A 24672-nucleotide genomic window follows, 5' to 3' on the forward strand; every position below is an offset into this window, starting at 1 on the left:
TCTTTACTATATTATAAGCTCTTTGTACTTATTAAAGAATTTCATCGGGGGACGATTTGCGAAAATTTTTTTATGGTTTTGTATTTATAATCTTTGTCTTAACATTCACGACTTGTAAACAATTTCTTACCGATATTTCTGAAACTTTTGACTATTGGGCATCTACAGTAATAGTAAAGGAAACCGTAATTCCCAATTCCTTAATGGATAAAGAGTCTTATTCATGTATACCTTCGGATTTGGATAAGAAGATAAGCTTAAAACTTATAAACCCTCAAAATTACAGTCTAAAAATGCCTGAAGGAACAGGTACTTATACCGATATAATTATGTTTGAAAGCGAGGTTGAAGGTACCGGAGGCGGTATTCCTGTACACGGGACCGACTATGAGCTTAAGCAAATAAATTCTGTTGCGCTTGAACTAACATATAAGGATGAATTTTTAAAAAAATACGAGTGGGGTTTACAAAATTTGAGTCCTACGATAACTTTTTATAATAAAGAAGGCAGAGAATTCGGCAGTCATACTTTTAAATTGCGTTCTAATACTCCTCCTCCCGATATAACGAACATCACTGTCTGTAAAACTGCCGCCTCACCGGAGAAATATGTGCTCTGTATCGGTTTCGATCCCAATAAATTAAAAGAAAAGATAGGCAGCAGCGATTTACTTCATAAAGATATTAAAAAGATAAACATAAACAATACCGAATACGCTATAAAACTAAACTCTGCCGGTGACGGCTTTGATACAACTAATTCTAATTTTATTTCTAAGACAGCAGTTGTGCCGATTTCTTCCGACTCGGATCCTGTTCCTCAAGAAAAAGGAGTTCTTTATTTTAAGACCGATATTGTAGTGGGCAGCAGGCAGAAAACTTATAATTTATACATCTGCGATGAAAAGGGTCTTCCTTCTTCTAAAAAGACTGTATCAACTCCATCCAACATACCGGATACAGCAAAACTTTACGATATGACAGGCACAACTCAGACAGAAATTACGTCAACAGCTACTCATAGTTTACCTTACACAATTGCTTATAAAAACATTATCGGTGGTACTATACAATTAAAGGCTGAAACTACGACTACCGGTGCAGTCATCAAAGGAAAAATAGAAAAATATAATGGAAGCACATACATACCCTATGCAGATATAAATAGCGGTTCTCAAAGCGGCACAGATATAAGTCTACCCAAACCCGAATCAGGCGAGGTTTTATATAAGATCACATTTAGAGCAGAAGGTGAAGGCTTTACACCCGGTAATTTCCAGGAAAGGTATGTTAAGCTTGTTGAAGGCGGAACTCTAACAATTACGTCTACAGATTTACATACGAACACGTGGAAAGATCTAAAAGAGGCAGTAGAAAATCCTGCCGGTCCCATTCTTATCATAATCGACGGCGAAATTAAGGCTGATAGTTCTTATAGCAATTATGGTGAAATTACGGTAAAAAGAACCCTTACAATAAAAGGCAAGACAGGATCGGGCTCCGACATACTCAATGCAAATAAAACCGAAGGAGGTAAACCTCATCACAGAATATTTAATATAGAATCTTCAGGAAACCTTACCCTTGAGGGTCTTACCCTAAAAAAAGGGGGAGGCTCTGTAACAGACAAAACAAATGGAGCTGCCGTTTATTCTGAAGGATCTTTTACCGCTAAAAACTGTAAATTTACAGGTAACGAAGCAGGATCAAATGCGGCCGGAAAGGGAGGGGCTGTAAATATTTTAAAAGGAAATACCATAATCGATAACTGTGAATTTACTTCAAATAATGCAAATATGGGCGGAGCTATCTATGTCGATGAAAACGGAAAATGCACAATAGGTAATACCTCAACTCAGACTACAAAAATACATTCTAATACGGCTGTTAATGGGGCCGGCATATATGTAAGCTCTACACAACCAGACGGTTGTCGTATAAATAAGGGAACTATAATAGGCGGTGATGTTTTTAATTTTGCATCTTCGTTTGGTGGAGGTATATTTATTTTTGCCGGAGCTGAATGCACAATAAAAGAAGGTGTAAAGATACAAAAAAATCAAGCCGAAAATGGGGGCGGTATTTATAATGACAAAGGTAATCTTAAAATTGAGGGCCTGGTCTCTGATAAGGTTATTATTTCGGCCTGTGAAGCAGATAGTTCTGATTCTGACAAAAAGAAAGGAGGCGGTATTTATATTGCCGGCGGCAATGTAACAATAGAAAATGCTGATATAAAGGGTAATACTGTAGGGCTTTCAGGTGAAGGACAGGCTTTCTATGTTGCCGGCGGTACTTTTGAAATGAAAACCGGTGCAAAAATAGATGATGATAATGATGTCTATCTAAAAGCGAATGTAACGATACAGGTTAATACTAATGATATATCAGACTTTGGTGCAAAAATTACTCCTGAAAAATATCCTAACAAAAATAATGCTATTAAGGTGCTTGAAGGCTCTGCTATTCAGGCTTCTCACAATAAATTCAAGGTATCTGACAAAGCAAATCATACACATTGGAAGGTCGATGACAGGGGTAACTTAGCTCAATTGGTTAAGTCATCGGATTCATGGAAGATTCTTAAACAGGCAGTAACTGATGCTCATAATGATGCCTTTATTTATATAGACGGGGAAATAAAGGCAACCAATGCCGGTGATAATCATGGATTTATTGAGATAAAAAAAGATCCTGGATTTTCGGCTTTAGATACCAAAGTCCTTACCATCATAGGTGTTTCAGGTTCAGGAAATGATATTTTAAACGCAAACTATGGAACAGGTTCAGCGTATAATACAAATGAACATCAAATATTTAAGGTATTCGCCGGAGTAGAGTTCACCCTTAAAGGGCTCACACTTAAAGGTGCCGCATCTACTACTGATGGCGGTGCAATTTATACTGATGGCACAGTCAATTTGATTGATTGCGTTATAAAGGACAATAAGGCTGCATTGGGAGATGCCTTATATATTGCCGAAAACGGCTTATTTACAATGAGGGGCAGTGCAAAAATCGATAAAAACAATGATGTATATCTTACTACCGGTACGAAGATAAATATTTCGGGTAAACTCACTGCCGAAGGAACTGCGGCCTTGATAAATCCTCAAAGCTATCCTTCAGGCGGCGAGAATATAAAGGTGCTTGCAGGCGATATATCTACTGATGAAAACTACAAAAAGTTTAAAGTAAAAAGTAATGGAAATACACCATGGTATGTAGGCTCTGACGGTTCTCTTACGACCGAAGCACCTTAAACTTAGCCTAAAAAGTGCATGTTATCGTCAAAGTCTTTTCTTGTTTTTTCCCTTAAAGGGTATCCTTCTTTGGGATAGCCCAGGGCAATGACAAGGCGGATTCTTTTTCTTCGGTCTATGAGTTTTTGGATGCGTTTTTCGTCAAAGACGCCGAGGATGCAGGTTTCCAAATTTAAGGCTGAGGCTGCATTTACAAGGTTGGCCGTTAAGATGCCTATATCTATTGCCTTAAAGTCAACCTTCTTTATCATTGAACCTATCTTTGCAGGAAGGCTGTAATTGTCTTCGGCTATTACCAAAAAAGTATTGCACTCGTCAATAAACTTGTTAAATGAAACCATCTTAGCCTCTGCTATTATTTTTGAGTTTTCGCCTTGGGCAACAAAGACCTCGTAGGGCTGGGAATTACAGGCCGATGGCGAAAGCCGTCCGGCTTCTAAAATAGAAACCAAGTCTTCCTTTGAGACAGGTTTGGAATAATCAAAGCTTCTGCAGCTTTGCCTCTTTTTCATAAGATCTAAAAAATCGTCAAACTTCATCTTTTCCTCCATAAAAACTTTTTACCAAGCAAATATCGAATTACTTTTCAGGAAGGCTGTCTAAGGGCCTTTCCTCGTCCGGGGCCTTAGAGATAAACCGGCCTTTCCCGTTATCTCTGTGCTGCACAATTATTCCTGTTTCGGGGTTTTCTCTTTCTTTAATCCCTCTCATTAAAAGCGGAAATATTTTTGCTTCCTTTTTTGGGCTTCGGTTAAAGATTAGGATTAAGGCCTCATCTTTAAAGGCATCCATCATAAAAAAGTCTCCGTCACCGTCTCCTGCTATTAAAACGGGAGCCTTGTTTTGGTGTTTGGGGGCAAGTACTTTTTTTATTGCTTCTGCCTTTCCCTCCCGCCTTGTTGCAGGGATCGAAGTGTCGTTTATAACCGTAAGCTTTTTATTTTTATCAAGAAGTCTTCGTCTTCCGAAAACGTTTTTACTTTCAAGATTATACCCGTACTTTGGGTGGGAGGCAAATACGCGTACATTGTCTTCTTGGGAGGCCGAGCAAATATAGACCTCGATTCCGTTTTCTTTTAAAGCCGAAAAAAGGTTTTGCATTTCTTCCTGAATACGCAAGCCCTTTCTATATCCGCCTTCTACCTCTCCGGCCCTTCCTTTTAAAACCGATGAGGATCTTAGGGTATAGGTTTTTATTTCATCCTTTAAGCCTTGGTCTATTGCCTTCTCGGTAAGGGCCGACAGCTCTTCTATCGTCATGCCTGTGCTTACCGATTGGCCGATGTCTACTCCGCAAAGGGAGGCTGCTCCGCGCATCAAAACCAGCATCTTCGCTTTAAAATCTATAAACTCTTCGGTTAAGGTAATTTCTGCAAGGCTCATTTTTCCGCCGAAGCCGGAATAATTTTTATATAAAAAATCGTATCGCTCGTTTAAATCGTCGGAAAGTTCGCCTGCAGTTAAGGCCTTCCCTTCAAGGTTTGCCGTATGCGGCAAAATCACATCTTGAGGAATTCCTGCCCTTATGGTTTGATCAAATTCTTCGGGGGTTAAATTAAACTTAAGATTTTCAATCTGGTATACAAAGAGGTTATCCTGTGTGTCATAAAAAATCGAAGTAAAATCCCAGTCAAAAACTGCATAGTTTCCGTTAAAAGCCTTTTCTCTTATCAGCTTTTCAAGCCTCTTTTTATTTTGAGGCTCCCAATTTCCCGTCTTTAAAATTAAAGCATAATCTTTAAGCATAAGGCCATTATGAAGTAATCGTAAAATAAAGTCAATCGGAAGGGGCGGGGATTAATTAAAAAATGAGTTTTAGTTTGTCAAATAAAATATTAATTTTTTTTATTTTTACTACTTACTGTAAGAAATATATACAATAATAGTGAAGGCGGCAAAATAGTCTTTTATGGAGGTCTTTTATGACGAAAAAAAAAGAATGTTTAAATCCCAAAACTGATTGGGTATTCAAATTGATGTTTTCAAAAGGAGAAAAAGGAAACAAGGCTCTTGTTGGTTTTTTAAATGCCTTTTTGGAAGATTCTTACGGTAAAATTAAAAAAGCCGATATTTTAAATACCGAGCTTACCCGTGATGCCCCCAATGGAGAAACTTATCATCTTGATTTTCTGATTAAAACCGATTCAGGTCTCATTATAGATCTTGAGATGCAGCAGTTTTGGAAAAACAATTACCCGATACGAAATCAGATGTATTTGCTCCGTATTGCCTCACGCTTTTTAAAAATGGAACCAAAAGAAACGGATCCGTTTTTTGCCATAAGTCTTTCCGTTTTCGGTTGTGATATACCGAAAAATGTAGAGCTTGTACAAATGTCAAAAACATCGGTAATTCAATATATTTATGTTGAATTAAACAAGTTAATAGGTTATACTATGAAAAAGAGCATAACAGAGTATACCCCAAAAGATTTTTGGATAAGGTTTTTAACTAAGTATGAAGAAGATAAAAAAAGCGGAATGTTGGAAAAATTATGTGAGTTAGAGGAGGGGATAAAAATGGCTGAAGAAACACTACTGTGGGTAACTGAAGAAGAAAGACAAATGGCTAGAGAATTGTCCAAAGAAAAATATCAGATGTTCTTAGAAGCGGAAAGAGCCGATGCCAGAAGAGAAGGTTTAGCTGATGGTGCATATCAAAAAGCCAGGGAGACAGCGGCTTCTTTTAAGCGGCTTGGTGTAGATATTGCCAAAATAGTTGAAGGGACAGGCTTAAGCAGGGAAGAAGTAGAGACTCTTTAGGACACAATCAAAATCCACAGATTTGCTCTTGATAGTTTACACACAGCCCCTTTTCAAAATTGTGTCATTGTGATACACTTACGGCTATGAAATGTGTTGTTTTTACCGGAGGCGGAACAGGGGGACATATTTTCCCGGGACTGGCCGTTGCCGAGGTGTTAAGCTCTTCTTCGGAATGTAGGATAGTTTGGATAGGCTCTGCTAAGGGCCTTGACCGCAAAATAGTCGAATCTTCGGCTCTTCATTCGGCCTCTCCTTCAGTTCTCGAATTTAAAGGGGTCCCTGCCGGAAAATTAAGGCGGTATTTTAGTTTTCAAAATTTTATAGATGTTTTTAAGGTCGCCGCAGGCTTTATAAAGTCTTTTTTTATTCTTTTAAGGTTAAAACCTATTTTTGTTTTTTCTAAGGGCGGCTTTGTTTCGGTGCCTCCCTGCGCTGCGGCAAAGCTTTTAAAGATTCCCGTTATCACTCACGAGTGCGATTTTTCGCCGGGCCTTGCAACTAAGATTAATTCCAAATTTGCAAATCACATCATGGTTTCATATCAAGAAACTACGGAGCTTTTACCGGCCTCTATCCGCTCAAAGCTTATCTGCACGGGGAACCCTGTCCGCTTAAGTTTTTATTCGGGCAGCCCTGAAAAGGGCCGTACCTTTTTAAATATACAGCAGGACTTACCCGTTCTCTTTGTATTGGGCGGAAGCCTCGGTGCAAGGCAATTAAACGATTTGATTTCAGATTCGATCGAGTACCTTGTAAAACATTTTGTTGTAGTTCATCAGATTGGGGAAGCCAACATGGATCAGGGGCAAAAAATTAAAGAAGCCCTTTTAAACTCCTCTCCACAATTTGCAGAAAATTATAAACCCTATCCTTTTATAAAAAATGAGATGGCTGATGTTTTAAGCCTGTCTTCAATTGTTGTGTCGCGGGCCGGCGCCAATACTGTTTGGGAATCGGCTGCTGCAGGTAAGCCTATGATCCTGGTTCCTCTAGAAAAGGGAAGTTCGCGCGGCGATCAAATAGAAAATGCCGAATTCTTTAAGAAAAAGGGTGCTGCAGAAATTCTTTTGGGCGAGGATGTAAGGCCCGATGTTTTTATAAGCCTTTTACGGGATCTGGGCTTTGAAGAAAACGGAAGCGGAAACGATAGGCTTAAAAACATGGCTAAGGCCTCGGCAGCTCTTGCAGGCGAAAAACCGGCCGTTATAATTTCGGACTTTTTAAAAAGTTTTTTCACCTCTAAAAACGGAGAGCTTTAAAGAATGAGGATGATTAAATGATGGAGAATAATTAAATGCAGATAGGTAGTGCCGATATAGTTTTTTTGATTATATTAACTTTTTTTGCCGTCAAGGTTACGGTAACGGGTTTTATAGACGAGTTTTTTTCAAAGGCTGCCGTAATAGTCGGAGGGCTTATAGCATTTTTGTTTTATAAATTGCTTACTCCCGTAATTACCGAGCTTCTTGGAGAAAAATCCTTATCGGCTGTTATAGCCTTTTTAATTTTATTTTTGTCTGCTTATTTGATTATAAAACTTGTGCAAGTTTTTTTAGGCTCCCTTTTTTCAAACGAGTCATTAAAAAATTTGGACAGGTCATTGGGCTTTTTTTTAGGCCTTGTCGAGGGATTGATTGTGATAGGCGTTATCCTAATGCTCATCAATATTCAAACCTTTATTTCGTTTGATAAGATATTAAGCGAAAGTATTTTTGCTAAAATACTTTCTCCGTTTATTTTAGATATAACTAAGCAGTTATAGGTAGGAGATGGTGATGTTTGAAAATCTGATAGATCAGGAAGCAGGGCTTAGGCTTATTCGGGATATAGAACAAAAAAAACTTCCGCCTTCGATTTTGTTTTCGGGGCCCGAATGTTCGGGGAAGCTGACTGCTGCCCTTGAGCTTGCCCGCTCCGTTTCATGTACCGAATCGGGGCACTGGACATGTAGCTGCTCTTCATGCTTGAGGCAAAAAGAGATGATTTCTCCGGATGTTCTTATTTTGGGTGCACGAGATCACAGCCCCGAAATCAAGGCTGCCTCTGAAACCTTGTTAAAGACAAAAACTATTTCTTCCCGATACTTATTTTTGCGTAGTATCAGAAAACTTACCTCCCGATTTGATCCTCGTCTTTGGGATACGGATGAAGCTCGGTTTGTTAAGGCTGCCCCCCTCATTGCAGAGATTGAAGATATCCTAGCCGATCTATGCTCGGTTCCTATCGAAACCATGGATGAAAAAACTTTGAGCAAAATTACGGAAAGCCTTGTTTTAAAAAGTACAAAACTTCAGGACGAGTGCATGTACGATACGATTCCCATCAATCAGGTTAGAAAGGCCTCGTCATGGGTGCGTCTGATGCCTTCGGGAATAAAAAAAGTTTTGATTGTCGAAAATGCCGATAAGATGCAGGAAGGAGCACGGAATGCTTTTTTAAAAATTTTGGAAGAGCCGCCTTCATACGCAATCTTTATTTTGACTACCGCTCATCGCGGAGCAATTATGCCTACCATCTTATCTCGGGTAAGGCCCTATAATTTTAAAGAGCGTGATGAAAAATCTCAAGAAGAAGTTATAAGAAGGGTTTTTAAGGGAGAGGTTTCCCACGAACCTTTCGGAAAATTTAATCTTTTAAGCTCTTACCTTTACGGTTTTTTACCCGTAAGTTTTAGGACAATTCAAAATGCCGCTTCCTTATTTTACGAGTATATTTTTTTACTCATAGACAGGCAAAATAAAATTCTTCCCTCTGCTCTTTATAATTCGGTCTCTGATTATAAAAACGAAAATCATTACGACAATTCAAATTGTACGGTGCCGAATATTGTAAATCTTTTAAATAAGTGTAAGCCGCATACTATTTACGTTTTGTTTTTAAACAGCCTTTTGTTTTTTTTGCAGAAAGGCCTAGAAAATGAAGAATGTTCAGCCTTGGAACTTGAGTCCTATTTTAAAATAACGGCCTTGATAAAAAATGCAGAAGCCGCTGTAGATATTTTTAATATCTCTCCTCAGGCCGCCTTAGAAAACTTGGCGGAGGGAATTAAGGAAAAGCTTATATGAGAGAGTTTATGAGAAGGGGAATACAAAAATCCCCGAGCATGAATGAGGCCCAGCTCCGCACCTTTGTAAAGCTGCTTGCAAACGAGTATTCTCTTTTGGACTCCGTGATGGATTCTTTAAACGACGGCGTTATAGTTGCAAATTCCGAAAACAAGATTATAAAATCGAATAGGGCCGCTGAAAGAATTTTAGGCACTCCGCTTGGCGAAAGCCATGAAAAAAATGTATGGGAGCATATAAAGATTCAGGATATTGCGGACTTTGTTTCTTATGTAATTGAAAATGAAAGCGGACAAACTTCAAAAGAGTTTAACCTTAAGGCAGATATGCCGGAAGGTAAAAATAAGTACATTGAAGTATCGGTTCTTCCCCTGGTAAAAGAAAAAAAAATTCAGGGCACGATAATTATGATTGCGGACATTACCGAAAAAAGAAGTGAAGAAATTAAAAACCGCCGCCTTGAAAATCTTGCAAGCCTTACAAATGTTGCCGCCGCCGTTGCCCACGAAATTAAAAACCCGCTTGCAGCGATCAGCATCCACTTACAGCTTTTAAAGAAAAATTTTACCGCCTGCAATTTGTCCATAAACCAAAAGGCTCAAAAGCATATAGGCGTTATCGAAGAAGAAATTGAAAGACTCAATAAAATCGTAGTGGATTTTTTATTTGCCGTGCGTCCTTTAAAATTCGAATTTGTTCCGGTAGATGTAAATGCTCTTTTAAAGAATTTATACGAAACCTTTTTTGACGAGTTTAACGATAAGGGCATAACCATTTCGCTTAACTTTTCAAAGGATCTTCCCAAAATTCAAGGCGATGAAAGATTTTTGCGGCAAGCCTTTATGAATGTATTGACAAACGCAAAATCCGCAATGCCGGACGGAGGTTTTTTGGATATTTCGACAAAGAGCGAAAACGATTTTCTTCTTGTAATTATTTCGGATTCGGGACAGGGTATCCTGCCTGAAGATCTTCATAAAATCTTTGAGCCTTATTTTACTACTAAGCATGACGGAACAGGATTGGGGCTCACCATGACTTATAAGGTTATAAAGGAACATGGAGGCGATATAAATGTTTATTCGGATTACGGATTGGGAACAAGTTTTAAATTTTCTCTCCCGATAGAACGTAAGGGTGCAATGCTTTTACTTTCCGATAAAACTTCCGACTTTGATTCGGTAAAGGATATAAAATGAAATTTACTGTTTTGGTTATAGATGACGAAAAAAATATCCGTGAAGGTCTTGCAATGGCCTTGGAAGATGAAGGTTACGGGGTAATCACGGCCGACAACGGAAAAACAGGGTTGGATATTGCCTTAAAAGAAGATGTCGACCTTGTAATTACCGATTTAAAAATGCCCGAGCTTAGCGGCGAAGATGTGCTCCGTGAGGTTATTTCAAAAACTCCCGGAGTTCCCGTAATTGTGTTAACCGGTCACGGCACGGTAGAGACGGCCGTTGAAGCCATGAGGATGGGTGCCTATGATTTTTTAACCAAGCCATTGGATTTGGAACGCCTCTTCCTCTTGGCAAAAAGAGCCTTACAAAATCGCGCCCTTGTTCTTCAAAACCGTGCTCTTTTACATGACATCGAGACAAAGCAAAGTTTTGAAAACATCATAGGGAAGAGCCCCCTTATGGAAAAGGTTTTTGAGGATATAAAAAAGGTGGCTCCCACAAAGGCAAGCGTTTTAATTACCGGAGAAACGGGAGTCGGAAAAGAGCTGATCGCTCAGGCCATTCATAATCTTTCTAGCCGGAAGGATAAGCCCTTTGTACAGGTTCACTGTGCTTCCTTTGCCGAAAGCCTCTTGGAGTCGGAACTTTTCGGTCACGAAAAAGGAGCCTTTACGGGAGCAGTTCAGCGTACCCGAGGCCGTTTTGAAATTGCAAACGGCGGAACCCTTTTTTTGGATGAGATAGGCGAGGTCAACCAAATGATACAGGTAAAGCTCTTGCGCGTTCTCCAAGAAAAAAAGTTTGAAAGGGTAGGCGGAACCGAAACTCTTAGTGTCGATACAAGGATAATTGCCGCCACCAACAGGGACCTGATCGAAGAAATAAAAAAAGGAAATTTCAGGGAAGACCTTTATTTTAGATTGAATGTTGTGCATATTCATGTTCCGCCCTTGCGTGAACGTAAAGAGGATATCCCTCTTTTGGCTGCCGCCTTTATCAAAGATTTTGCCGAAGAAAATGATAAAAAAATAGATTCACTTGAGCCGCGTGCACGAACTGCAATTTACAATTATGAGTGGCCGGGAAATATCAGGCAGCTTCAAAACTGCATTCAAAGTGCTGTCGTAATGAGCTCGGATAATGTAATTCATTTTGATGACCTCCCTGCCGCCTTACGCGAAAAGGCCGAGGCTTCTTCAATCCGCATTCCCATGGGTGTAAATATGGCCGAAGCCGAAAAGCAAATTATTTTGCAGACACTTGCAAACCAAAACAACAATAAGTCCAAGACTGCCGATATCTTGGGGATAGGACGCAGAACCCTCCATCGAAAGCTCGATGAATATGCGGCCGAAATTGCAGAAGATACGGCTCAGATGTTGGAAGAAAAAGAAGCTCAATCCAAAAAGGAAAAATCGAATGGCAAAAAATAAATACAGCGAACCGGATTATTGGTCAAAAAAAGCTTTTTCGGAAAACTATCCTGCACGCTCCGTGTACAAGCTTGAAGAGATGAATAAAAAATTCAATCTTTTTTCGCCCGGCGATAAGGTCTTGGATTTGGGTGCTGCTCCCGGAAGCTGGACTGTCTATGTTCTTCGCTTTTTAAATAGAGAGGGAAGGGTAACTGCCGTAGATTTAAAGCCCTTGGATTCTTCTGTCTATGATGAGCGTCTTAATTTTTTTCAAGGTGATATGTTCGATAAGGGGATTATAAAATCGGTAAAAGAGCTTGGACCCTATGATGCTGTCATCTGCGATGCAGCCCCCGCAACTACAGGCAACAAGACCGTCGATACTGCCCGCTCCTCAGGCTTGGTAGAGCTTGCAATTTATTATGCCCAAGAACAGCTCAAACAAGGCGGGGCCTTTGTGGTCAAGATATTCCAAGGAGGGGATCAGCAAATCCACTTAAACAACTTGCGGAAATATTTTAAGACGGCAAGGGCCTTTAAACCGGAGGCCTGCCGCAGTTCAAGTTTTGAAACTTACTTGATAGGTTTGGATTTTAAGGGTTAGGCTCTCTTATCTTGTCGATAATAATATTTATCTGAATAATAAGTATACCTGTGTACCGCTCTATGTGTTCGATTATATATTTTTGCAGCTGATGTATCTTTCCCGTCAGCTGGGTTCCGAATGGAATATCCACAGTCAAGTCCAAGCGGTATCCGTCCTCTGCTTTTTTGATGATAAGTTTTTTTATGACTATTTCCTTGTCATACTCTTCAAGGCAATGAAATACCATCTGGCTTAAAGCAGATTCGGATATTTCCACCGTGCCGACCTTTGAGAATTCCGGACGGACTACGGACTTTTCAAAGAGCCTTGATTGTTCCGTTCCTACAAAGGGCGTTTTTTTGTTTTTAAAAAAGAGGCGAATCTTGTCGTAAAATATTTGCGGATAGGTACGCTGTACCTCAATTGAGGGAACAGGTATAACATGTTTACCTTCAACCCGCCTCGATCTCATTGCAGTTTCGATTTCTTCTCTGCTTGCAATATCTTCTATTTTAATTATTTTTTGAGGCTGAGGAATTTGAAGGCGGGCGGCAATCTTGTTTACCATTTTTTCGGAAGTGCCCAATATTAAAATCTTTTTAAAGCTATGGGATTGTAAAGCCTTTGCAGCCCCATCCCTGTGTTTTTTGTCATCAAACAAGGCCACCTTAACGGCAGCCAAAAAAGTTTTTTCTCTCTTTGCCGATTGGCCTGCAATTATCTTATCGTTACAGATTAAAAGCCCGTCATCTATGATGAGCTTTATACCGTATTTTTCGGCAAGCAGCTTTGCTCTGAAGCTCTTACCCGTTCCGCTTTCACCGACGAGGGCATAAACCGAGACTCCTTTAATCTTCCATGAAATTTTTTTAAAAAGTTTTTTTAAATCGATCATCGGCTCTTAATTTCTTTCCGACAGGGTCAAGCGCAGATCTATAAGTTTTTTCCCTCTTATAACCTTAATATCTACGGTTTCTCCCGGCTTTTTATCCTCCAGGACCGAATAATAATCGGTTATATTGTTTATCTTTTGTCCGGCTATTTCGACTATTATATCTCCGCCTATGTAAAATACCGAGCTGTATCTTCCTATGCCTGAGCGGACAGCTTCATTTCCTCCGCGAAGATCGGCCTTTGCAGCATTGCTTCCTCTTTTTACTTCGGAAACAAGAAGCCCGTAAGCAACAGGCAGTTTTGCGTAAGAGGCAAGTCTTCCCGATACTTGAACCAATTCGGCATCGATAGAACCTCGGATAACCTTTCCGTATTTTAAAATATCTGCGACAACTCTTTTAGCCGTATTTACGGGAACTGCAAAGCCGACCCCCGCCGAGCTTCCCGATGTGGAATAAATCATGGTGTTTATTCCTATCATTCTCCCCTGAGTATCTAAAAGAGGTCCGCCTGAATTTCCGGGATTGATAGCCGTATCGGTTTGAATCATGTTTTTGATTATGATGTTTTTGTCGTTTTGAATAGGGCGCTTTAGGGCCGAAACTATTCCGTCCGTAAGAGTTCTTTCCAAGCCGAAGGGGTTTCCTATAGCCAAAACTCTTTGGCCTACTTTTAAATTGGCAGAGTCTCCGAATTTTATGACCGTAAGTTTGATGTTCTTAGGCGGATCGAATTTTAAAACCGCCAAATCGTTTTCGGGATCCATACCTACAACTTGAGCTTCATATTGGCTTCCGTCATAGAGCGAAATAAATATCTTTGAAGCATTTGCTATAACATGGGTATTTGTAAGAACAAGTCCGCTTTCATCTATTATTGAACCTGAGCCTGAGCCGCCTTCAACTGGTACGGGCTCAAAAAACCAGTTGACACCCATCGTTTCCGTTGTGATGTTTACTACGCTCTCGTTGGTGGAAGCGTATACATAAATATTTTGAGTTTCGGCTTGGCTGTAATCCGTATTGTTTGACGTATTAATCGTTATCGGTTCATTTTTCGATACAGTTAGATTAGGAATTTCAGTCAGGGCTTCAGCCTGTGCTTCTTTAAAATCTTGATTTGAATTAAATTTTAGCCCGGCATAAAAACCGGCACTTGCAAAAATAAATGCTGCAATTAGCGAAAATACGAGGGTTTGTCTTCTGCTGTAGAGCTTCATAATCGGTAAGCCTCCTATGGTATAGTCTATTAAAAATACGCCCTATTTGTCAAGCATGGATTGAAAATTCTTATTCTTTTTGTTATACTCCTTGATATGTCTGTAGTTTCTCTTGTATTCCAAATGCTTGGAAGTTTAGGTTTAATTTTATACGGAATGAAGATGATGAGCGACGGTATCCAAAAAAGTGCCGGAGAGAGTTTGCACCGTACGCTCAATTTTATGACCGGAAACAGGTTTTTAGCCGTTTTGACAGGTATAGTTGTTACCGGCATTGTTCAATCCTCGGGTGCTACCACAGTTATGACTGTTTCCTTTGTCAATGCAGGAATGCTGAGTCTTCAACAGGCTATAGGCGTTATCTTCGGTGCAAACATAGGTACTACCGTTACTGCATGGATAGTTTCGCTCATCGGTTTTAAGTTTTCGATAGCGAGTATTGCAATTCCCGCCTTCGGAATAGGCTATTTTTTGACATTTTTTAAAAAGCTAAAAAAAGACAATCTGGGCGAGGCCGTTATGGGCTTCGGCCTCCTTTTTACAGGTTTGGATTTTTTGGCTTCTGCCGTTCCGAATATTTCAGGCGAGCAGATAGCTCTTTTTTCGATTTTTAAGCAGACAGGAATTCAAAGTATCATAATCGGAGTTATCCTAGGTTTGCTGCTTACCGTTTTTCTTCACTCATCGAGTGCCACAACTGCCGTTCTTTTGACGATGGCTCATACAGGTGTTGTCGGCTGGGAATTTTCTGCGGCTGTAGTTTTGGGAAGTAATGTAGGCTCTACCGTAGATGCCGTCTTGGCTTCGATAGGAACAAAACTAAATGCGCGGCGGGCCGCGGCTGTTCACGTTTTATTCAATGTTGCCGGCAGTATCTTTGCCCTTATTCTTTTTACTCCCTTTTTGGCCCTTGTAGAACTTCTCTTTCCGGGAAGCAGCCTTACAACAAAGATTGCTGTTTTCCATACTCTTTTTAACGTAATAAATACTCTTGTCGCCTTGCCCTTTGTAAATCAAATTGCAAATTTTGTGTGCTGGCTTATTAAACCGAGGGAAGATGAGGAGCCTGCCCGCTATGTTCTCCACTTTCAGGCTCCAAGTATGAAAGAAAATACCGAGGCCTATGTACTTCGAGCCGAGGTTGAAATTCTTAAGATGTCCAATATAGTTAGAGAAATGTTCAGCCTCTTGCGTTCTATTTTAAGTAAGGAAGAAGATGTTTCAAGAGAGTTTGTTATAAGACAGTTAACCGAAAAGGAAGATTATACCGATCAGATGCAGGAAGAGCTTTCATTGTATCTTATTAAAACTTCTCAGCTTTCTTTGTCCGAAAAAAACAGGAAGAACGTGCGCCTTATGCTGGGCATTGTAGACGACATAGAAAATATGACCGATCAGATTTTTGAGCTGGGGCTTTTTATCAACCGAAGTATAGAATTAAAGATGCCTATAAGTCAGGACGATATGGATAAACTTTTACCTTATATGGGAATTGTAAATCAGTTTATTCACTTTGTTCATGAACACTTAAATAAGCCCCTTGCTGCAGAACAGCTGGCCATGGCTCACGAAATGGAAGAATCGATTGATGCCATGAGGCAAAACTTAAAACACCTTGCCCGTACCCGCTTGGAAAAGGGTGCAAACGTAAAGGCCGAGCTTTTGTATATCGATATGGTACGCAACCTGGAAAAAATCGGAGACTACGCCTTTAGTATTTCGCGAGCCCTTGCCGAAACCGAGTAGGCCTTTAAACCGAGCCGAGCTTTTATATAGAGGGCTTGCTTACAATACGATTCTGTCGTTTTCCTGTCTTTTTAACTTGCCGTCTTTTTCGAGAAGGTTAAGAATCGGGAGAATGTATTTGCGTGAAAGTCCTGTAACATCCCGTGCATCGGCTATCGAAAATTTATCTCCCGGCTTGTATTTTGCAAATAGAGAGTTTACTGTCTTTTTGTAAAAGTCCGTATGGTAGTGTAAAAAGTTTTCAAGGCAGATGAGCTTACCCAGCTTTATAAGATCGCGGGCTTCTTTTCTGGCTTGAGGAATTTTTATCTTGTCTATTTCGATGCCCTCAAAGCCTGCCTTAAAGGCTGCATCCAAAAGATCTTTTGCATTTTTTGAAAGGTCATCACCGGTTCTTCCGCTTAATTTATAGATGTGGGCTTCTTTTTCTATCTTCTTTTCATCGCAAAGTTTTTTAAAGACGATTGTTTTTACCTTTTGAGGAATGGGTAAATCTACTTCTTCTAGGGTAAAGCCAGCCTGACTTTCCTGAGCAGTTTTTAAAATTTTCTTTTCCCAAAACTCAAGCCGTTTTTTTAAAAAACGCCAAGAGCCGTATTCTGCGACCTCGCTCTTATCCGAGGTAAGCTCCTCGGTTTTGATCTTAGGATCTTCAACAAAGCCCTCGATGTTAAATTGATAGCTGTGTATCGAAGGAAGCTCCTTATCCCTGTAAACCTCAAAGGCTTCTTTAAACTGCATTCTTTTATAGGACGGAAAACTTGCGAGCACCCTGGCCGAGGCTATAATTTCGCTTCCGCCGTGCCTGATTAAAACCGCCCTTTGATTCCAAGCCGAGGCTATGGGTTCATTCAAAGAAAGGCGGCCCAAGCTCTTGTCGAATTGGTTTAAGTGAATGCTGCCTATTGCATGGGCGCTTCCGAGGGCTATTTCGATTTCGGCGTGATTTTTTAAGCCTCCCTCCTTGTTTGTAAAGACCTCATCAATGCGCACCAAAAGTTCCTTTCCGCTTAAAATAAAGTTTGAATCTTTTTGGGCTAAGAGCATTCCTCTTTCAAGATTTGTTTTTTCGCCCAGCTTTAAGTTGAGGGCCGTCCTCGTTCCGGGCTCTATTTTTTCTACATCCTTATGATGGTTTTGAATCGATTTAATTCTGCACTCTTCGTTTGAGGGATAGATTTGTAAATTGTCTCCGGTATGCAATCCCTTTCCTCTCAATGTTCCCGTAACTGTGGTTCCAATACCTTTGAGGACGAAGACCCTGTCAACATATAAAAAGGGAGTAGGGGGACTTTGCTTTTTTGATGAAGAAAGAAGTTTTGTAATTTCGGCCTTGAGTTCCTCGATTCCGCTTCCTGTAAGGGAAGATACGGCAACGGCAGGAAGTTTCCTTCCGATTATTTTTTCGCATTGGGCATTGGCATCCTCGATAAGAAGCTCAAGCATGTCCTTTTCGGCAAGGTCCGATTTTGTGATTACAAGAAGGATGGAATCTATCTTCATGGCCTTTAGTACACGCAAATGATCGGAGGACATCTGCATCCAGCCGTCATCTGCGGCCACTATTAAAAGAGCCGCATCCAGGCCCCAGGTACCTGCAACCATGTTGCGGATAAAGCGCTCATGGCCGGGAACATCGACTATGCCTACAGTGCCGTGAACGGGATCTTCAAGCGAAGCAAAGCCTAGCTCTATTGTCATCCCCCGCTTTTTTTCTTCAGGTAAGTGACTCGTTTCAATACCTGTAAGCCTTTTTACCAAGGCTGTCTTTCCATGATCCACATGTCCCGCTGTTCCCAAAATATACGGCATTCTTCCCTCCAACTCAATAAAACGAAAAAGTTTTTTATCCTGAGCATTTTAGCATAACTAGGTGATTAGGGGAAGGGGGAGATAAATTTGAAAATTTTGGGATAAAGTGTCATTAAAGCAAAATTACAGATTGTGGTGTAACCAAAGAAAAAGTTTATTTAACCGCAAGGGGCGCAAAGACCGCAAAGATTTTGATTGTGGTTTTTATATCTATAAATCAATCAAATTAAATTTTCTTTATTATACGAATACTTGACAATGCGTATATAAAATGCGTATAATAGCTTATGACAGCAAAAGAAATACTTAGACTGCTTCAACAAAACGGTTGGTATATATGTGAAACAAAAGGTTCTCATTATCAGTTAAAACATGATGAAAAAAGCGGCAAAATAACTATTCCCTTTCATAAGGGAGATTTAAAAGCCGGAACATTAAACAGTATATTAAAACAAGCAGGGTTAAAGGAGATATTAAATTGAGAAAACTTACATATCTGGCAGTTTTTGAACCGGCAGAAAACGGAGCTTATAGTGTATATTTTCCTAGCCTTTTAGGCTGTGTAAGCTGCGGTCAAGATTTTTATGATGCACAAGCTATGGCAAAAGAAGCTTTAGAGCTTCATGTCTACGGAATAGAAAAAGATGGGAGTACATTGCCCCGTGAAGATTTTACACTCCTACAAACAAATCAAGGCGATATAGTTTGTCCTATTACTATCTATCCTGACTTTATAAAAGCTGAGATGGACAACAGGAGAGTTCGTACAAATTGTACTATACCATATAGCCTAAAATGTAAAGCTGAACTTAAAGGTATAAATTTTTCTCAAGCATTGGAAACTGCGTTGACCGAATTGTGTAATTAGTCGAACAAAAATTTTATTTAACCGCAGAATTCTTGCAACGCCTTGCTTTTTTGTAAAAAATCGCTTATAATCGGCTTCCAATGAATCTTGAAGCTTTTATTTTAGGCTGCGGCGGGATGATGCCGCTTCCATATAGACATTTAACATCGGTTTTGCTTCGCCGTGAGGGCGATTTATTTTTATTCGATTGCGGGGAGGGAACACAGGTTGCCTTACGCCGCCTTAACTTGCGCTGGAAAAGAATCAATGCGATTTTTATAAGCCATACCCATGCCGATCATATAACCGGTCTTCCGGGGCTTCTCATGCTTTCGTCTCAGGTTGACAGGGAAGAACCTCTTTACATAATAGGCCCTCCCAAGGTTGCCGAATATGTGGAAACCAGCCGGAAAGTTTTGGATATGTATATCAATTACGATATTATCGTAAAGGAAATAAGAGAGCCGGGGATTGTTTATTCTGCCGATGAATTTCAAGTCCGTTCCTTTTGGCTGGATCATACAAAGCCCTGCATGGGATACACATTTGAAGAGTTTGAGCGGCCCGGTGAATTTAATCCCGAAGCTGCAAAGGCCTTAAACGTTCCTTGCGGGCCTCTTTGGTCCAAGCTTCAAGGCGGAAATGAGGTAGTCTCTGCCGACGGAAAAACTGTTCTTCCCGAAGATGTTATGGGCCCTAAAAGAAAGGGCAGAAAATTCAGCTTTGTAACCGATACAAGATATCTGCCCTCGATTGCTGTTGAGGTAAAGCACTCCGACTTTTTTGTATGTGAGGGCATGTTTGAAAAAGGCATGGAAAAAGATGCTGCCGAAAAAAAACACATGACCTGTACTCAGGCAGCCCAAATCGCTAAGGATGCCGAGGTTAAAAAGATGGCCCTAATCCACTACAGCCCGCGTTACACCGATAACGAGCTTAAGGTTCTTTTGGATCATGCCCGTGAGGTCTTCCCCGAAACCATCCTTTCAAAGGACAGAATGAATATTCAACTGGAATATGAAGATTAGAAGTTCCTTTAATATCTCTATTACAATTTGACATAAATTAAAAAACAGTGTATAATTTACTTGCTTTGTTAGTTAATTGTGTCCATAGGTGTTTGGTAATTTTGGACTATTAACCGGCAAAAAAGGAGTTTTTATGAAGAAGATTGTTAAAATTTTGATCGGTTTCCTTCTCATTTTTTCCGTGCTCGCTTCTTGCAATAAGGAAGAAGGAAAAAAAGTTTTAATGGTTGGTATGGTTACGGATGCCGGAACTATAGACGATAAGTCTTTTAACCAAGGAACATGGGAAGGCATTAAAAAGGCCGAAAAAGAACTTGGCGTAAAGGTAAAATATCTAAAACCTGTCGGAACAACTGAGGCTGATTATATCAAAGAAATATCCAACCTCTATGACTCAGGATATAGATTTATCATTTGTCCCGGTTTTAAATTTGAGACAGCCGTTTTTAAGGCTCAGTCCAAATACAAGGATGCAAAATTCGTAATTGTAGACGGAAATGCCCATCCTGCAGATTCTTGGGATGCCCAAAACGGACCTAACACAATCGGTATTTTCTTTTTAGAAAATGAAGCCGGTTTCTTGGCCGGTGTTGCCGCTGCCTTACAGCAAAAAACCGGAAACTTCGGTTTTATAGGCGGTATGGAAATCCCTGCAGTACAAAAATTTAACTGGGGATGGCAGCAGGGCATTAAATATGCAAACGAAAATCTCGGTACCAACATTGAAATCTATCCCGAAAACTTTGTATATCAGGGCGGATTTTCCGATATCGCAGCAGGTCAGCAGATTGCCGCTTCTATGTATGACAGGGGCGTTACGGTAATCCATGCTGCAGCCGGCGGTGTAGGTGTAGGCGTTATCAACGAGGCTAAAACCAGAACTCAGGCAGGAAAAAAAGTTTGGGTTGTAGGTGTTGACGTCGATCAATATGCAGAAGGCATTATCGGTGACGGATCTTCAATAATTCTTACCTCTGCAATGAAGTATCTTGATAAGGCTTCCTATGATATGATTAAGGACGAATTGAACGGGGCCTTCCAAGGAGGTAAAACCTTAGTATTTTCTGCAAAAGAAAACGGTGTAGGAATTCCTATAAAAAATCCGAACCTTTCCGATGATGTACAGCAAAAGGTAAATGAGATTTACCAAAAAATAAAGAAGGGCGAGATTGTAGTAAGTACAACTCGAGGAGATTTGTTTAAATAAACAATTATTTTAGGCCCATTTTTCCTGCTTTTAGCTGACAGGAGAAATGGGCTGTTTCTTATTTTTTGAGGAGTTCAAATTGTCCCATTCTGATTATGTTATTGAAATGAGAAATATCCGTAAGGAATTTCCCGGAATTGTGGCAAACGACGATATAACTCTCCAAGTGAAGAAAGGAGAGATTCATGCAATTTTGGGAGAAAACGGAGCGGGTAAGTCTACCCTGATGAGTATCCTCTTCGGACTTTATCATGCCGACAGGGGAGAAATCTTTGTGAAGGGGAATAAGGTAAAAATAAACAGCCCCAACGATGCAAATGATCTAGGTATCGGAATGGTGCATCAACATTTTAAACTCATCCATAATTTTACAGTAACCGAAAACATTATTTTAGGTAAAGAAGGCGGTTTTATCCTAAACCAAAAAGAAGCCGAAAAGCGTATAAAAGAATTAAGCGATAAATACGGTCTTTTTATTGAACCCGATGCCGTTATAAGCAACATAACTGTAGGTATGCAGCAAAGGGTTGAAATCCTAAAAATGCTTTACAGGAATGCAGACATTCTCATCTTCGATGAGCCTACGGCAGTTTTGACTCCTCAGGAAATAAGCGAGCTTATGCAGATTATGCGGAACCTAGCCGCAGAAGGCAAGGCCATAATCCTTATTACCCATAAATTGCAGGAAATTTTGGATGCAGCCGACAAGTGTACTATTATAAGACGAGGAAAACTCATAGATGTTGTCGATGTGGCTTCTACAACCAAAAATGAACTTGCTTCCAAAATGGTAGGCCGGCCTGTAGACTTTAAGGTTCCGAAAGGGCCTTCAAAGCCGGGCGCTCCGATTCTCGAAATTAAAAACTTAAACGTATTAAAAGAAAAAAAACTTCCTGCAGTCAGCAATTTTTCGCTTGATGTAAGAGCCGGAGAAATTGTAGGCATAGCCGGTGTAGACGGAAACGGACAAAGCGAATTGGTCTATGCTCTTTCAGGCCTCATGCCTTCGGAATCGGGCAGCATAGTTTTGGAAGGAAAAGATATTACAAACCTTTCTATACGGAAAAGAGCCGAATCGGGTCTGGGTCATGTACCTGAAGACAGACAAAAGCACGGCCTTGTTTTGCAGTATTCTATTGCCGAAAACATGGTCATAAAATCCTATTACACAAAAGCTTTCCAAAAGCACGGCTTTTTAAATATGGAGAAAATAAAAAGCTTTGCTCAAAAGGTCAGTGAAGCCTTCGATGTACGCTCAGGTTCAGGCATCGAATCCAAGGCAGGAGATTTGAGCGGAGGAAATCAGCAAAAGGCTATTCTTGGAAGGGAAATAACCCTGGATCCTCCTCTTTTAATAGCCGTCAACCCCACACGGGGGCTTGATGTCGGGGCTATAGAGTCCATCCATAAAGAGCTGGTAAAACACAGGGATAACGGAAGGGCTGTTCTTTTAATTTCCTTTGAGCTTGACGAAATTTTTAACCTTTCCGACAGGATAGCCGTCATGCACAGGGGGGCTTTAAGCGGAATTGTACGCCCTGAAGAAACTACAGCCGAAGAAGTAGGGCTTATGATGGCCGGTATGGGAGGAAAGAATGAGTAAGCTTAAAATAAGAAGCCTTAATTTTAAAGACTTTAACATAGCCGAAAACAATTTTATTATAAGTTTTTCTGCTGTTTTGCTCGGCCTTATTGCAGGAGCCGTTTTTATAGCCGTATTGGGTACAAACCCTTTTTCGGCCTTTTCCTATCTTTTCCGGGGCGGGCTTATGAACATAGAACGCATCGGAAATACCCTTGCAACAGCTACAATACTCCTCTTTGTAGGATTATCCGTCAGCTTTGCTTTTAAAACGGGCCTTTTTAATATAGGTGCTTCAGGCCAGATGCTTATCGGAGGTCTTTGCGCTACAGTTATAGCCTTAAACAGCTCAATGCCTCGTCCTCTTTTATTGATTGTTTTAATAATAGCTGCCATGATAGGGGGTGCCGTTTGGGCGGCCCTTCCCGGACTTTTAAAGGCCGTATTCAATGTGCATGAGGTAGTTTCTACCATAATGATGAACTGGATAGCCTATTGGATAGTTTATTATTCGGTTCAAGGTTATCTAAAGGCAGAGTTTATCGAAACCGAAAGCCGCTCAATTGCCATAGAGCATACCCTGAGGGCTGAATGGCTGAGTAAACTCTTTGGAAGCGAGTACATAAACTACGGTATCTTTTTAGGTATTTTCGGAATGATCCTTGTAAAAATAATATTGGACAAGACAACTCTGGGTTTTGAGTTAAAGGCTGCGGGCTATAATAAGAGCGGTGCCGAATATGCAGGCATAAAGGTAAACAGAAACATTATCTTTTCGATGATGATAGCGGGTGCTCTTTCGGGGCTCGCCGGCTTAACCTACTATGCGGGCTATTCTCTTAATATGCAGATAGGAGTTTTACCCTCGCAGGGCTTTGACGGTATAGCCGTTGCTCTTTTAGGAGCCGGGAATTCGATAGGAGTTGCCTTAAGCTCCCTCTTTTTCGGTGTTCTACATGTAGGAAAAGGCTTTATGAGTGCCAACACAACCGTTCCGCCCGAAATAGCCGATACAATTATTGCAGTTATCATTTATTTTACGGCTACAAGTTTATTGTTAAAGCGCTTTTGGTCTAAAATCCAAAAAAATAAGAAAAAGCATATTAAGGAGGCAGACTAATTATGTGGCATACATTAACTTCAATATTTCCTTATGTTATAGCATATACTATTCCTCTTTTAGTGACTTCCTTAGGAGGCCTTTACAGCGAAAGGAGCGGTGTAGTCAATTTAGGACTTGAAGGCCTCATGCTTGTAGGCAGTTTTGCTGCAGCTATTACCATAAATCTCTTAGAAGGCTTAGTGCCCTCAGGGCTTCTTATTCCCATAGGGCTTTTAGCTGCCGTAATTATGGGAATCTTATACTCTCTTTTACATGCCTTTGCATCAATTACCTTAAAAGCAGATCAGATTATAAGCGGCACTGCCATAAATATGCTGGCTGCTGCCCTTACAGTATATACCGCAAGGGCCATCTTAGGTTCGGGAAACGTCCGAATAAGCAGTATAATCCGAAAAGATATTCCGGGGCTTGCAAACATTCCCGTTTTAGGTCCCTTATTCTTTTCTCAAAGCTATTGGAGCACTTGGCTGGTTTTGGCTATCTTGGTTTTTTCTTGGTTTTTATTGTACAAGACTTCATTCGGTTTAAGGCTTAGAGCCTGCGGAGAGCATCCCTCAGCTGTAGCCAGTGCAGGTGTAAATGTTCATAAGATGCGCTATTTTGCCGTATGTGCAAGCGGGGCCTTGGCAGGTTTAGGCGGAGCCGTTATCCTTGTAACCTATTCCGGGGAATTTAACGGAAGTGTTGACGGCCTCGGCTTTTTAGCCCTTGCAGCTCTGATCTTCGGACAATGGAAACCCTTGGGTATCTTAGGTGCAACCTTCTTTTTCGGTTTTGCCAGAACTGTCGCAAACGTCTCTCAGGTTATACCCTCTTTAAGCCTAATCCCGCCGATTTGGCTTAAGATTTTCCCCTATGTAGTAACCCTGATAGCCCTTGTGCTTTTCAGCAAAAATTCTGCAGCACCTAAGGCTGACGGACAGCCTTATTAAGCTG

At 40.5% G+C, this 24672-nt stretch carries 21 protein-coding genes; 16 read left to right on the plus strand and 5 right to left on the minus strand.

Going from position 1 to position 24672, the window contains the following annotated elements; all coding sequences use genetic code 11:
* Positions 1–56: 56 nt before the first annotated feature.
* Positions 57–3263 carry a right-handed parallel beta-helix repeat-containing protein gene (locus E4O07_RS03830; RefSeq protein ID WP_253687493.1) on the plus strand — a complete coding sequence of 1069 codons (3207 nt, stop codon included), beginning with the start codon at positions 57–59 and terminating at the stop codon, positions 3261–3263.
* A gap of 2 nt (positions 3264–3265) precedes the next feature.
* Here the strand turns inward: E4O07_RS03830 and E4O07_RS03835 are convergent, their stop codons facing one another.
* Positions 3266–3802: a nitroreductase family protein gene (locus tag E4O07_RS03835; RefSeq protein WP_253687494.1), complete on the minus strand. Its 537-nt coding sequence runs from the start codon at positions 3800–3802 to the stop codon at positions 3266–3268.
* A gap of 40 nt (positions 3803–3842) precedes the next feature.
* A complete protein-coding gene (locus tag E4O07_RS03840) occupies positions 3843–5009 on the minus strand; it encodes an HAD family hydrolase (RefSeq protein ID WP_253687495.1) in 1167 nt (388 codons plus the stop codon).
* 176 nt (positions 5010–5185) lie between these two features.
* Here E4O07_RS03840 and E4O07_RS03845 point away from each other — a divergent pair, with 176 nt between their 5' ends.
* From E4O07_RS03845 to E4O07_RS03875, 7 genes are all read left to right on the plus strand, one after another.
* On the plus strand, positions 5186–6025 hold the full coding sequence (locus tag E4O07_RS03845; protein WP_253687496.1) for an Rpn family recombination-promoting nuclease/putative transposase: 840 nt from the start codon (positions 5186–5188) through the stop codon (positions 6023–6025).
* Between the two features lie 86 nt (positions 6026–6111).
* The gene (murG, locus tag E4O07_RS03850) at positions 6112–7287 is read left to right on the plus strand and encodes an undecaprenyldiphospho-muramoylpentapeptide beta-N-acetylglucosaminyltransferase (protein ID WP_253687497.1); all 1176 of its coding nucleotides are present in this window, start codon (positions 6112–6114) and stop codon (positions 7285–7287) included.
* 35 nt (positions 7288–7322) lie between these two features.
* Positions 7323–7790, plus strand: a complete 468-nt coding sequence (locus tag E4O07_RS03855) for a CvpA family protein (RefSeq protein ID WP_253687498.1) — start codon at positions 7323–7325, stop codon at positions 7788–7790.
* A 13-nt stretch (positions 7791–7803) separates the two neighbouring features.
* Complete coding sequence (locus E4O07_RS03860; protein ID WP_253687499.1) at positions 7804–9093, plus strand: hypothetical protein; 1290 nt, start codon at positions 7804–7806, stop codon at positions 9091–9093.
* The gene (locus tag E4O07_RS03865; protein ID WP_253687500.1) at positions 9090–10292 is read left to right on the plus strand and encodes a two-component system sensor histidine kinase NtrB; all 1203 of its coding nucleotides are present in this window, start codon (positions 9090–9092) and stop codon (positions 10290–10292) included. The genes E4O07_RS03860 and E4O07_RS03865 overlap by 4 nt, the downstream gene beginning before the upstream one ends.
* Positions 10289–11710 (plus strand): sigma-54-dependent transcriptional regulator, encoded by a 1422-nt coding sequence (locus tag E4O07_RS03870; RefSeq protein WP_253687501.1) that lies wholly within the window; start codon positions 10289–10291, stop codon positions 11708–11710. Before E4O07_RS03865 ends, E4O07_RS03870 begins: the two co-directional genes overlap by 4 nt.
* Positions 11697–12296, plus strand: coding sequence for an SAM-dependent methyltransferase (locus tag E4O07_RS03875; protein ID WP_253687502.1), 600 nt, complete (start codon positions 11697–11699; stop codon positions 12294–12296). The genes E4O07_RS03870 and E4O07_RS03875 overlap by 14 nt, the downstream gene beginning before the upstream one ends.
* Here the strand turns inward: E4O07_RS03875 and E4O07_RS03880 are convergent.
* Positions 12286–13173 carry a hypothetical protein gene (locus E4O07_RS03880; protein WP_253687503.1) on the minus strand — a complete coding sequence of 296 codons (888 nt, stop codon included), beginning with the start codon at positions 13171–13173 and terminating at the stop codon, positions 12286–12288. The two genes, E4O07_RS03875 and E4O07_RS03880, sit on opposite strands and share 11 nt — an antisense overlap.
* A 6-nt stretch (positions 13174–13179) precedes the next feature.
* Positions 13180–14391 (minus strand): S1C family serine protease, encoded by a 1212-nt coding sequence (locus E4O07_RS03885; RefSeq protein ID WP_253687504.1) that lies wholly within the window; start codon positions 14389–14391, stop codon positions 13180–13182.
* Positions 14392–14487: 96 nt separating this feature from the next.
* Here E4O07_RS03885 and E4O07_RS03890 point away from each other — a divergent pair, with 96 nt between their 5' ends.
* The gene (locus tag E4O07_RS03890; RefSeq protein ID WP_253687505.1) at positions 14488–16137 is read left to right on the plus strand and encodes a Na/Pi cotransporter family protein; all 1650 of its coding nucleotides are present in this window, start codon (positions 14488–14490) and stop codon (positions 16135–16137) included.
* Positions 16138–16176: 39 nt separating this feature from the next.
* Here E4O07_RS03890 and selB read toward each other — a convergent pair whose 3' ends face one another.
* Positions 16177–17949: a selenocysteine-specific translation elongation factor gene (gene selB, locus E4O07_RS03895; RefSeq protein ID WP_253687506.1), complete on the minus strand. Its 1773-nt coding sequence runs from the start codon at positions 17947–17949 to the stop codon at positions 16177–16179.
* A gap of 287 nt (positions 17950–18236) precedes the next feature.
* Between selB and E4O07_RS03900 the strand changes: the two genes are divergently transcribed.
* The 7 genes from E4O07_RS03900 to E4O07_RS03930 all read left to right on the plus strand — a co-directional run bounded on the left by E4O07_RS03900 (position 18237) and on the right by E4O07_RS03930 (position 24668).
* Positions 18237–18431 carry a type II toxin-antitoxin system HicA family toxin gene (locus tag E4O07_RS03900; RefSeq protein WP_253687507.1) on the plus strand — a complete coding sequence of 65 codons (195 nt, stop codon included), beginning with the start codon at positions 18237–18239 and terminating at the stop codon, positions 18429–18431.
* Entirely contained in the window at positions 18428–18817 is a 390-nt protein-coding gene (locus tag E4O07_RS03905) for a type II toxin-antitoxin system HicB family antitoxin (RefSeq protein WP_253687508.1), read from the plus strand. Before E4O07_RS03900 ends, E4O07_RS03905 begins: the two co-directional genes overlap by 4 nt.
* A gap of 80 nt (positions 18818–18897) precedes the next feature.
* Positions 18898–19824, plus strand: a complete 927-nt coding sequence (locus E4O07_RS03910) for a ribonuclease Z (RefSeq protein ID WP_253687509.1) — start codon at positions 18898–18900, stop codon at positions 19822–19824.
* 133 nt (positions 19825–19957) lie between these two features.
* Entirely contained in the window at positions 19958–21031 is a 1074-nt protein-coding gene (locus tag E4O07_RS03915) for a BMP family lipoprotein (protein WP_253687510.1), read from the plus strand.
* A 79-nt stretch (positions 21032–21110) separates the two neighbouring features.
* Positions 21111–22634 (plus strand): ABC transporter ATP-binding protein, encoded by a 1524-nt coding sequence (locus E4O07_RS03920; RefSeq protein WP_305879952.1) that lies wholly within the window; start codon positions 21111–21113, stop codon positions 22632–22634.
* Positions 22627–23733 carry an ABC transporter permease gene (locus tag E4O07_RS03925; protein WP_253687512.1) on the plus strand — a complete coding sequence of 369 codons (1107 nt, stop codon included), beginning with the start codon at positions 22627–22629 and terminating at the stop codon, positions 23731–23733. Before E4O07_RS03920 ends, E4O07_RS03925 begins: the two co-directional genes overlap by 8 nt.
* A gap of 2 nt (positions 23734–23735) precedes the next feature.
* Positions 23736–24668: an ABC transporter permease gene (locus E4O07_RS03930; RefSeq protein WP_253687513.1), complete on the plus strand. Its 933-nt coding sequence runs from the start codon at positions 23736–23738 to the stop codon at positions 24666–24668.
* Positions 24669–24672: the final 4 nt, after the last annotated feature.

It is taken from the genome of Treponema sp. OMZ 798, assembly GCF_024181385.1.
In the GTDB taxonomy this organism is placed as follows: Bacteria; Spirochaetota; Spirochaetia; order Treponematales; family Treponemataceae; genus Treponema_B.